Source organism: Jutongia sp., from assembly GCF_057878315.1.
Genome location: NZ_DBLXSO010000007.1, coordinates 77,502 through 81,397, shown reverse-complemented (window position 1 = coordinate 81,397; position 3,896 = coordinate 77,502). Strand labels below are relative to the sequence as shown.

At 47.6% G+C, this 3,896-nt stretch carries 2 protein-coding genes; both read right to left on the bottom strand.

Features of this window, described 5'->3' with window-relative positions; genetic code table 11:
- A partial coding sequence (locus tag ACZLMD_RS02875) for a hypothetical protein (RefSeq protein WP_489495097.1) occupies positions 1–306 on the bottom strand: 306 nt, incomplete at its 3' end.
- A gap of 166 nt (positions 307–472) precedes the next feature.
- Positions 473–3,634, bottom strand: a complete 3,162-nt coding sequence (ileS, locus tag ACZLMD_RS02870) for an isoleucine--tRNA ligase (protein WP_484107269.1) — start codon at positions 3,632–3,634, stop codon at positions 473–475.
- Positions 3,635–3,896 lie beyond the last annotated feature (262 nt).

Below are 3,896 nucleotides of genomic sequence, written 5' to 3'. Positions count from 1 at the left end.
CGCATGGATCGAACCGGTGTCACTGCTGATGCTGTTGATCTTCATCGTCACCTGCACGACCGGCTTTGCCGCCTGCACCTTACTCTTGTCGGCGATCACATCCGGAACCTGAAACAGGATATCCGCAATGTAATCATCGCCCCACTGATTCTTTGCAAGCGTAAGCGGGCTTGCCCCCTCTGATACGCTCAGGTCATACGACGTACCCGCCGCCTTCACCTGCTGCCCCTGTGGCAGAGCCACACCGGACAGTATCATGGCAAGCACAAGAATCCATGATAATACCGTTCTCTTCATTTTTTTCATATTAATCTCCATTCCGCAGACGCTTGTCGTTGAAGGAATCGCGATTCAAATATCAAATTTGAATCTGCAATCAGGGCTGCTTTGTGACGCCTGCGGCACAAATAGCCGTGTGAAAAATAATGCATCGGCAGTATTTTTCACACTATCTCCATTCCTTTTGATCTTTCTAGGAAAGCTTCTCGACACCAAGCGTTACCTTCTCGCCGTTGATGCTCCACTCCTTTGCAAAGCCCTTCGCACCGTTATAAGCAACCTCGTCAGCCAGAACCTCAGACTTAATCTGAGCTTCATTGCTGCTGATCACCTGCTGAACCTTGTCATTATCCTGCATGCTGACTCTGATGTGATCCATCACCTCAAAGCCTGCATCCTTACGCATAGTCTGAACCTTACTGATGATCTCACGTACAAAGCCTTCCTCCAGAAGCTCCGGTGTCAGGTTGGTGTCAAGAACAACCGTGATTCCGCGGTCTGTGTCAGATACATAACCCTCCATCTGAGCAGCCTCGATCAGAAGGTCATCCTTCTCAAGTGCCTCATCCTGACCGTCTACCTGAATCGTTAATGTCCCCTTCTCATTCAGCTCTGCCATTGCAGCCTGTCCGTCCAGCTCTGCAAGGATCTGTCTTACATCATTGATCTTCTTGCCAAAACGGCGTCCCAGTGTCTTAAGCTGCGGCTTAAAGCTGTAGGTGGTAAGCTTGCTGACATCATCAGTAAGCTCAGCCTCCTTAACATTCAGCTCGTCACGGATGATATTTACATAAAAATCACTCAGTTCCTTACCTGCCTTGATATACATCTTGCCGATTGGCTGTCTGTTCTTGATATTTGCGGTGTTTCTGCAGGCACGACCGATCACAACCGCCTCAAGCACAACCTCCATATCAGCCTCAAGCTGCTTGTCGATATGAGCCTCATCCACCTCAGGAAAATCACAAAGATGTACACTCTCCGGCGCGCTTGGATCAATAGAGCATACCAGATTGCGGTAAATGTCCTCTGTCATAAATGGGATCATCGGAGCGGCAGCCTTGGAGATCGTTACCAGGGCAGTATAAAGTGTCATATATGCATTGATCTTATCCTGCTCCATGCCCTTTGCCCAGAAACGCTCACGGCAGCGGCGAACATACCAGTTACTCATCTCATCGACAAACTCCTGCAATGCTCTTGCTGTCTCCGGAATACGATATGCCGCCAGATTCTCGTCCACTGCCTTTACCGTACTGTTCAGACGGGACAGAAGCCACTTATCCATAACAGAAAGCTTATCGTAATCTAATGTATATTTTGTTGCATCAAACTCATCAATGTTCGCATACAGAACGAAGAATGCGTAGGTATTCCACAGAGTACCCATGAACTTACGCTGTCCTTCCTGCACTGCCTTGCCATGGAAACGATTTGGCAGCCATGGCGCACTATTGATATAGAAATACCAGCGGATCGCATCTGCACCGTACTTGTCCAGTGCATCAAACGGATCAACCGCATTCCCCTTGGACTTACTCATCTTCTGACCGTTCTCATCCTGAACATGACCCAGAACGATAACATTTTCATATGGAGCCTTGTTAAACAGGAGTGTTGACTCAGCCATCAGCGAATAGAACCAGCCTCTTGTCTGATCCACAGCCTCAGAGATGAACTGTGCCGGGAACTGCTGCTCGAACAGATCCTTGTTCTCAAATGGATAATGATGCTGTGCAAACGGCATTGCTCCGGAATCGAACCAGCAGTCGATAACCTCCGGTACACGGTGCATCGTCTTGCCACAGTCCGGACAGGTAAATGTCACGGCATCAATATAAGGACGATGAAGCTCAACCTTTGCATCCTCCGGATTACCGCTTCTCTCAGCCAGCTCAGCACGGCTTCCGATGGATTCCTGTCTGCCACAGCCCTCGCACTCCCAGATATTTAATGGTGTACCCCAGTAACGGTTTCTGGAAATACCCCAATCCTGAATATTCTCGAGCCAGTTACCAAAACGACCGGTACCGATGGACTCAGGAATCCAGTTTACGGTATTGTTATTGCGGACAAGATCATCGCGAACCTCTGTCATCTTAATGAACCATGACTCACGCGCATAATAGATCAGCGGAGTATCGCAGCGCCAGCAGTGAGGATAATCATGTTCAAACTTCGGTGCAGCAAACAGCTTGCCGGATGCATCGAGATCTTTTAACACCTCCGGATCTGCTTTCTTTACGAAAAGACCTGCAAACGGAGTCTCCTCGCTCATCTCACCCTTGCCGGTTACAAACTGTACAAACGGCAGGTCGTACTTACGTCCAACATTCGCATCGTCCTCACCAAATGCAGGAGCAATATGAACGATACCGGTACCATCTGACATCGTAACATAGGAATCGCAGGTTACGAAAAAGCCCTTCTTGTGCTGCTTGTCTGCACATTCCTTTGCGCACTCATAAAGAGGCTCATACTCTTTATTCTCAAGATCAATTCCCTTATAAGTCTCAAGCACCTCGTAAGCCTTAGCACCTTCCTCCTGTGCCAGTCCGCCGAGGACATTATCGGCAAGTGCCTCTGCCAGATAGTAGGTATATCCGTCTGCAGCCTTTACCTTAATATAAGTATCACCCGGGTTCACACAGAGAGCCACGTTAGACGGCAGTGTCCATGGAGTCGTGGTCCATGCCAGGAAATAAGCATCCTCTCCAACAACCTTAAAACGAACGATCGCAGAACGCTCCTTGACGAGCTTATAGCCCTGGGCAACCTCCTGTGAGGAAAGTGGTGTACCACATCTTGGACAATAAGGCACGATCTTAAAGCCCTTATAAAGAAGCTTCTTATTCCAGATCTCCTTCAGTGCCCACCACTCAGACTCGATAAAATTATCATCATAGGTAACATATGGATTCTCCATATCAGCCCAGAAACCAACCGTGCCGGAGAAATCCTCCCACATACCCTTGTATTTCCATACAGATTCCTTACATTTCTTAATGAAAGGCTCCATACCGTACTCTTCAATCTGCTCCTTACCATCAAGACCGAGCATCTTCTCAACCTCTAACTCAACAGGGAGTCCATGTGTGTCCCATCCAGCCTTACGAGGAACCATATATCCCTTCATCGTCTTATAACGTGGAATCATATCCTTGATAACACGGGTGAGCACATGACCGATATGCGGCTTTCCGTTTGCGGTTGGCGGTCCATCATAAAATGTGTAGACAGGCTTGCCCTCTCTTGCTTTCATGGACTTTTCAAAGATCTGCTGATTACGCCAGAACTTTCCGACGTTTTTTTCCCGGTCGACAAAATTCATATCCGGTGAAACTTTCTGATACATATGTTTTCCTCCTTAAATCTTGTTTACTTATAAGAAATAACGCCTGAAACGAGGTTTCTTATAAATAAAAAAAAGCATCCACCCTAAACAGGATGAACACCTTGCCATTCATAACCACCTATTTATCTGTACGGAATCTCAAACGACTCGATACATCCCCCTATAACGGCGGGATCCGTCAGACTGTACTGATAAAACAATGTTCCAGTCTGCAACTCGGGAGTGATCTTCCCTCATCTATCTAAGAGCAAGCTCTATGCAT

Coding starts and splice junctions, on each gene's coding strand:
- ileS (WP_484107269.1), bottom strand. CDS start 3,634: ATGTATCAGAAAGTTTCACCGGATATGAATTTTGTCGACCGGGAAAAA.